Origin of the sequence: Devosia sp., assembly GCF_035944845.1 — a bacterium.
Lineage (GTDB): Bacteria > Pseudomonadota > Alphaproteobacteria > Rhizobiales > Devosiaceae > Devosia_A.
On the sequence record NZ_DASZAW010000107.1, the window covers coordinates 1 to 6,679 of the forward strand.

Annotated in this window: 8 protein-coding genes; 2 read left to right on the forward strand and 6 right to left on the reverse strand. The window is 64.8% G+C overall.

Annotated elements, in window-relative coordinates; all coding sequences use genetic code 11:
- Positions 1-133 precede the first annotated feature (133 nt).
- Positions 134-568, reverse strand: coding sequence for a CopM family metallochaperone (gene copM / locus VGV07_RS20925; RefSeq protein ID WP_326870674.1), 435 nt, complete (start codon positions 566-568; stop codon positions 134-136).
- Positions 569-698: 130 nt separating this feature from the next.
- On the opposite strand from copM, the gene rsmA reads away from it, so the two are divergent.
- The gene (gene rsmA / locus VGV07_RS20930) at positions 699-1,532 is read left to right on the forward strand and encodes a 16S rRNA (adenine(1518)-N(6)/adenine(1519)-N(6))-dimethyltransferase RsmA (protein ID WP_326870675.1); all 834 of its coding nucleotides are present in this window, start codon (positions 699-701) and stop codon (positions 1,530-1,532) included.
- On the forward strand, positions 1,529-1,786 hold the full coding sequence (locus tag VGV07_RS20935; protein ID WP_326870676.1) for a hypothetical protein: 258 nt from the start codon (positions 1,529-1,531) through the stop codon (positions 1,784-1,786). The genes rsmA and VGV07_RS20935 overlap by 4 nt, the downstream gene beginning before the upstream one ends.
- A 162-nt stretch (positions 1,787-1,948) precedes the next feature.
- Here VGV07_RS20935 and VGV07_RS20940 read toward each other — a convergent pair whose 3' ends face one another.
- The 5 genes from VGV07_RS20940 to fabF all read right to left on the reverse strand — a co-directional run bounded on the left by VGV07_RS20940 (position 1,949) and on the right by fabF (position 6,615).
- Positions 1,949-2,242 carry a hypothetical protein gene (locus VGV07_RS20940; RefSeq protein ID WP_326870677.1) on the reverse strand — a complete coding sequence of 98 codons (294 nt, stop codon included), beginning with the start codon at positions 2,240-2,242 and terminating at the stop codon, positions 1,949-1,951.
- A gap of 182 nt (positions 2,243-2,424) precedes the next feature.
- On the reverse strand, positions 2,425-3,063 hold the full coding sequence (gene gmk / locus VGV07_RS20945; protein ID WP_291311316.1) for a guanylate kinase: 639 nt from the start codon (positions 3,061-3,063) through the stop codon (positions 2,425-2,427).
- A 60-nt stretch (positions 3,064-3,123) separates the two neighbouring features.
- Positions 3,124-4,017, reverse strand: coding sequence for a YicC/YloC family endoribonuclease (locus tag VGV07_RS20950; RefSeq protein WP_326870678.1), 894 nt, complete (start codon positions 4,015-4,017; stop codon positions 3,124-3,126).
- Positions 4,017-5,162 carry an endolytic transglycosylase MltG gene (gene mltG, locus VGV07_RS20955; protein WP_326870679.1) on the reverse strand — a complete coding sequence of 382 codons (1,146 nt, stop codon included), beginning with the start codon at positions 5,160-5,162 and terminating at the stop codon, positions 4,017-4,019. The genes VGV07_RS20950 and mltG overlap by 1 nt, the downstream gene beginning before the upstream one ends.
- Before the next feature lie 190 nt (positions 5,163-5,352).
- The gene (gene fabF, locus VGV07_RS20960) at positions 5,353-6,615 is read right to left on the reverse strand and encodes a beta-ketoacyl-ACP synthase II (RefSeq protein ID WP_326870680.1); all 1,263 of its coding nucleotides are present in this window, start codon (positions 6,613-6,615) and stop codon (positions 5,353-5,355) included.
- Between the last annotated feature and the right edge of the window lie 64 nt (positions 6,616-6,679).

Consider the following 6,679-nt stretch of genomic DNA (forward strand, 5'->3'; position numbering starts at 1 on the left):
AGTCGGCAGTCGGCAGTCGGCAGTCGAGGCGTAGCCGTAACAACTAGGGGTGACAACCCCTACTGCCGACTGCCGACTGCCGACTGCCCCCTGCCGGGGAGGCCGGGTGGGGACCGCCAGCTTCAGTAGGCTACTACTGCGGCTGCTGCTCCAGCCAGGCCAACATATCGGCGATCTCCTTCTCCTGGGCCGTGAGCACCGCCTGCGCCATCTCTCTGGCCCATGGGTCGTCGCCGTGCTTGAGTTCGGCCTTGGCCATGTCGATGGCGCCCTGATGGTGTGGAATCATCGAACAGACGAAGGCGACGTCGATGTCGGTGGCGGTGCCGCCGGCCATCATGTCGGCGTTCATCGCGTCCATGCCGGCCATCAGCTCGGTATGGGCCCCGGTGGCCCCTGCCCCGTGCTGCATCGCCATGGGAGTTGCGGGCTGCGGTGCATTGGCGAGGCAGATCGCCGGCAGCTTGGACGGGGTGGCAGCCGCGCCGTGGGCACCATGATCCTGCTGCGCCAGTGCGGGGGCCGCAAATGCCAGCAGCAGGGCAGCGGCAAGGGTGAACTTGTTCATATGTTTCTCCTTCCAAGTCCGGCCCAATTCGGTGGCCGTGCCCTTCCCTGCACCTTCCCATCATGGCAAGGTCAAGCGCCTTCTCTCACCACCATTTGCCTAACGCGATAAATCCGCTATCCCCGCTGCCATGCAGATCGACAATCTCCCGCCGCTTCGCGAGGTCATCGCCGCACATGACCTGAGGGCCAGGAAGGAGCTCGGACAGAACTTCCTGCTCGACCTCAACCTGACGGCCCGCATTGCCCGGGTCGCCGGGCCGTTGGACGCTGCGACGGTGATCGAGGTGGGGCCCGGTCCCGGAGGTCTCACGCGAGCGCTGCTGGCCGAGGGCGCGAGGAAAGTCATCGCCATCGAGCGCGACGAGCGCACCCTGCCGGCCCTCGCGCAGATCGCCGAGGCTTATCCGGGTCGACTCGAAGTGATGGCCGGCGATGCGCTGGAGGTCGATTACGCCGCGCTGGTCGACGGCCCGACCCGGATCGTCTCGAACCTGCCTTACAATATCGGCACCGAGTTGCTGACCCGCTGGCTCACCGTGGAGACGTGGCCGCCCTTCTTCGAGAGCCTGACGCTGATGTTCCAGCGCGAGGTGGCGGAACGGATCGTCGCCAAGGCCGGCGACAATCACTATGGCCGGCTGGGCGTCTTGTGCGGCTGGCGCACCGAGGCGCGGATCGCCTTCAACGTAGGGCGCGAGGCGTTCACCCCGCCGCCCAAGGTCACCTCCAGCGTAGTGCACCTGAAGCCCAGGGTGACTAATGATGGCGTTGAAGTGCGCGATCTCGAGGCCGTCACCCGGGCCGCCTTCGGGCAGCGCCGCAAGATGGTGCGCCAGAGCCTCAAATCGCTCGGCGCACCGATGGAGCCGCTGCTGGCAGCAGCGGACCTGAGGGGCGACGAGCGCGCCGAAGTGCTGCCGGTCGAGACCTTCCTGAAGCTTGCGAGGGCGCGCCGCGGATGAGCGGGGTCATCGCCATCATCACGGCGCTGTTGGCTTTCGGCATTCCAATCGCGGTGCCACTGTTCGCGCAGCGCTGGCGGACGCTGGCGATCCTGTTGGGGCTCGGGGTGCTGTTCTTTGCCTGGGTCAACCTCGACCTCGCATCACCCGACGGCATCACCCAGATTCTCGGGCCGTTTACCTTCGGCCTGATGCTGTTCGGCTTTGCGGCCGGGATGATCGCGAAATTCGTGATGCTGGTGTCGCGGCGGTAGGTGATCGCCATAAGCCGGTGCGGGCCGCCCCCCACCCCTGTCCCCTCCCCGCAAGGGGGAGGGAGACCTCCCACAACATCGCAGCTAGCCTCTCCCTCCCCATTGCGGGGAGGGATCAACGGTGGGGGCAGCCCGCGCCGGACTATGAGTTTGGCGAGAAGATCAGCCGCTGACCGTCGGCCGTGTCACCGCGCCGTCGCCGCCGACTTCGATTTCGGCGACCGAGACGGTGCGCTTGAGGATGGCGGCGGCCTTGACGAGCAGCGCGGTCTTGATTTCCGACGGGCTCATCTTGTCGTTGGTGTTGGCCCAGACGCGCAAAGTGAGGTTGTGGTCGAAGGTCTCGCGCGAGCGGACCTCGCGCAGCAGCACCTTCACCTTTGCCTGGGTCCGATCGGCAAAGGTCGGATGTCGGTGCATTTCGTCGATGCTGCACGCTTTCACTTCGAACGGCATGCTCAAGTCCCCCGCGAGGGTAGGTTCCGCCCAATTCCGAGGTTTCGGAACTGTGGCCAAGCGAACCATCCACAGTTGCCCAGGCTTATCCACAGGCAGCTGTCGGAAGCGTTAAGGTGCAACCTTAACAGTTTGATTGCGCCTTGATGACGCTTGGAGGCTCGCAACCCTCCAGACTCTTGTTAAAGAGAGTCTATCTGATCCTGCAAGTCTTTGACGAACTTATCCAATTGGATGAAGCGTGGGCGGGCGAGGCGAGCTGCTGCGAGAATAGTGCGCACGCGCGACGTGGAATCCTCGAGATCCTCGTTGACCAGTACATAGTCGTACTCGTTGTAGTGCTGCATCTCGATGCGGGCGTTCTTCAGTCGCTTGTCGATGGTGCCGGCGCTGTCCTGGGCGCGACGCTCGAGGCGCTTGCGCAATTCCTTGATCGAGGGCGGCAGGATGAAGATGGTCACCATGTCGGGGCGGCACTTCTCATAGAGCTGCAGCGTGCCCTGGAAGTCGATGTCAAACAGGATGTCGCGGCCGGCCGACAGCCGCTCCTCGACCCGAGAACGCGGCGTGCCATAGAAATTACCGTGAACTTCGGCGCTCTCCAGCAGCTCGCCGTCCTCGCGCATTTTCTTGAAGGTCGGCACGTCGATGAAGTGATAGTGCTTGCCGTCGATCTCGTCGGTACGGCGAGCACGCGTGGTCACCGAGACCGACAGCGCGATGTTCGGATCATCCTCGAACAGGGCGCGGGAGATCGATGACTTTCCCGCCCCGGACGGCGAGGCGAGAACCAGCATCACTCCGCGTCGCGTGAATTCCATTCGTGCTTCGTCCTTCTGCCCTGCGCAGGCGCTCGGCTGCTTCGCGGCGATCGCCCGGGGTCACTCGATATTCTGGACCTGCTCGCGGAGCTGATCGATCACGGCCTTCAGATCAAGGCCGATGGCTGTCAGGGCCACGTCGTTGGATTTGGAGCAAAGCGTATTCGCTTCGCGGTTAAATTCCTGTGACAGGAAATCGAGCTTGCGGCCGACCGGGCCGCCACCCGCGATCAGCTGGCGCGCGGCGGCGATGTGCGCGCCCAGCCGATCGAGCTCCTCGCGGATATCGGCCTTGGTGGCGAGCAGCACCGCCTCCTGTGCCAGCCGCTCGTCGGAGAGCGTGGGGCTCGCCTCGCTGAGCTCGGCCACCTGCTGGCGCAGCCGCGCCAGAATGGCGTCGCGGCTGCGGCCGGGGTGGATTTCTGCGGCCTTGGTGAGCGCGGCGATCTCATCGATCCGTTCACCGAGAATGGCGGCGATCCGGCCCCCCTCCTCGCGGCGCGCTGCAACGAGGCCGGCCACCGCCTCTGCCACAGCGCCGAGGATGGCGCCGTTGAGCGCCTCCTCCTCATCGGCCGACAGCGCTGTTTCGTGCTGCTCGAGCACCCCACGCAGCGCAAGAATGCCATCGAGACGGGGCTTGTCGGCGTCGACGCGGCTTTCCAGCCACTTGAAGCCTTCGAGGACGGCTTCGAGCGCCTGATGGTTGACGACGACGCGGCCGCCCTCGCCCTCGCGGTCGACGTTGAGCGAGACGGTCAGCGAGCCACGGGTAATCGACTTGCCGATCAAGCGGCGGATTTCGCTTTCCAGCGCATCGAAGCCGGAGGCGAGGCGCATCCTGAGGTCGAGACCGCGGCCATTGACCGACTTGATCTCGATGCTGAACCCGACGCCCGGCAGCGCGCCGCCGGCGCGGGCGTAGCCGGTCATGCTGGCAAGCGCGGCGCTCATCAGGGGGCAGGCGCGACGGCTTCGCCGGCGCCCTCGGCCTGCTCGGCCTCGAGCGCTTCCTTGGCTGCCTCGGCATCGGCTTCGGCGGCAGCCTTGCGGTAGAGCGCCACGTTCTTTCGGTGTTGCGCATAGGTCTCGGCAAACAGATGCCCATCTGCCGGGTTGGCGCTCTTGGCGACGAAATAGAGGTCCTTGATCGCCGCGGGATGCGCGACAGCCCGAAGTGCGTCTTCGCCCGGATTGGCGATCGGACCGGGCGGCAGGCCGTCGATCTGGTAGGTGTTGTAGGCGGTCTTGGCCTTCAGCTCCGAGGACGTCGGACCGCGGTTGAGCACCGCCTTGCCCTCGGTGACGCCGTAGAGGACCGTAGGGTCGGTCTGCAAGCGCATGTTCTTCTTCAGCCGATTGATGAACACCGCTGCCACCTGCGGGCGCTCGGAGGCAAGACCGGTTTCCTTCTCGACGATCGATGCCATGGTCACCAGTTCGGCCGGCGACTTGATCACCGAGTCGATGGCCGGGTCGCGGCCGGCCCAGATCTCGTCGACCTTCTTCTTCATCTCGGCCTGCATCTTCTCGAGCACCGAGATGCGGGTATCGCCGGGGAAGAAATCGTAGCGCACGGCGAGCAGCGTGCCTTCGGGTGGCACGGGCACAGGCTCGCCGGTGAGGTTCGGACCCTCGGCGTTCAGCCGCTCGGCGACCTGGAATGAAGTATCGCCCGGTATGACGTTGACGAAGAAATCGAGCGGCTTGCCCTCGGTCAGCTCGGTGAGAATGTCGGCCATCGACCAATTCGGCTTCAGCGCGTAGACGCCGGCCTTGAGGCCGCCTTCCTTCTTCAGGGCGCGAGCGCCACCCCAGAACAGCCATTCGGACGGCAGCAGCTGGCCCTGCGGGATCAGGCCCTGCTCTTCGAGGCGGCGGGCCGTGGTCATCACCGACGAACCCTTTTCGACCGTGAAGCTGGCCTCGGTCTTGACTGCGCCGGGGGCGTAGAACTGGCTGGCGCCGTAAAGGAAGATGCCGACGGCGACCAGAATGCCGATGACGACGAGAGTGAGCAGCGCGTTGACCACGCTGAGCAGGCCGCCGCCGCCGCGACTTCTCTTCCTGGCCCGCTTATCGCTGCGCTCGTTGGCCATCGGTCAAACCTCCACAAACGCGGGCAATAGTCGCTGCAATAGTGACATCAGTACGAAACCGGCGCCGTTGCGGGCGCCGAGGTTCGGTCGCTCCAGAGCAGGATTGCGCTTCCTTGGACCGCACCCTGCCCCAGATCCTTGTAGTCGCGAGATCGAACCGGAAAAGTCTGCAACCCTTCCTGATCTCGCTCTAGCTCGCCTTGCGGAAGATCAGCGAGGCATTGGTGCCGCCGAAGCCGAAGGAATTGGAGAGGGCAATGTTGACCTCTTTTTTCTTCGGCTTGTGGGGCACCAGATCGATCACCGAATCGATCGACGGATTGTCGAGATTGATCGTCGGCGGCACGATCGAGTCGCGCATGGCGAGCAGGCAGAAGATCGCTTCCACCGAGCCGGCCGCGCCGAGCAGGTGCCCAATGGCCGACTTGGTCGAGCTCATCGCTGCCTTCGGTGCGGCAGCCCCCAGCATGCGGGTGACGGAGCCGAGCTCGATCTCGTCGCCGAGCGGCGTCGAGGTGCCGTGGGCGTTGATGTAGTCGATCTCGGAGGGGTCGATACCGGCGCGCTTGACCGCCATCTGCATGCAGCGGAAGCCGCCATCGCCGTCCTCGGAGGGGGCGGTGATGTGGTAGGCATCGCCCGAGAGGCCGTATCCGATCACTTCACCGTAAATCTTGGCGCCGCGTGCCTTGGCCCGTTCGTATTCCTCGAGCACCACGATGCCGGCACCCTCGCCCATGACGAAGCCATCGCGGTCTTTGTCATAAGGACGCGAGGCCATTTCCGGACGATCGTTGAAGCCGGTAGACAGCGCACGACAAGCGGCAAAGCCGGCGATCGAGATGCGGTTGACCGGCGATTCAGCGCCGCCGGCCACCATCACGTCGGCATCGCCGAGCATGATCAGCCGGGCCGCATCGCCGATGGCGTGCGCGCCGGTCGAACAGGCCGTCACCACCGAGTGGTTCGGGCCCTTGAGGCCGAAGCGGATCGAGACGTTGCCCGACGCCATATTGATGATGCGGCCCGGGATGAAGAACGGGCTGACGCGGCGCGGGCCCTTCTCATGCAAGGTGATCGAGGTTTCGTAGATCCCCCCGATGCCGCCGATGCCCGAACCGATCAGCGTGCCGATCCGGTGCTTTTCTTCTTCGGTCTTGGGTTCCACCCCGGCGTCTTCAATCGCCTGGGTGGCCGCCGCCATGGCGTAGATGATGAAGGGATCAACCTTGCGTTGATCCTTCACGTCCATCCATTCGTCGGGATTGAACTTGCCGTCGGCGTAATCGCCCAACGGGATCCGGTGTGCGATCTGGCAAGCGATATCGTCGACCTGGAAGTCGTCGATGCGCTTGGCACCGCTCTTGGATGCGAGGATGTTGGCCCAGGTTGGTTCGATCCCGCAGCCCAAAGGGCTGACGATCCCCATCCCGGTGACGACGACGCGGCGCAGTTCCATCGAAGAAGAGCCGTTAGCGGTCGGCGATCAGCCGACGGCCTTGGTCAGATAGGCGACG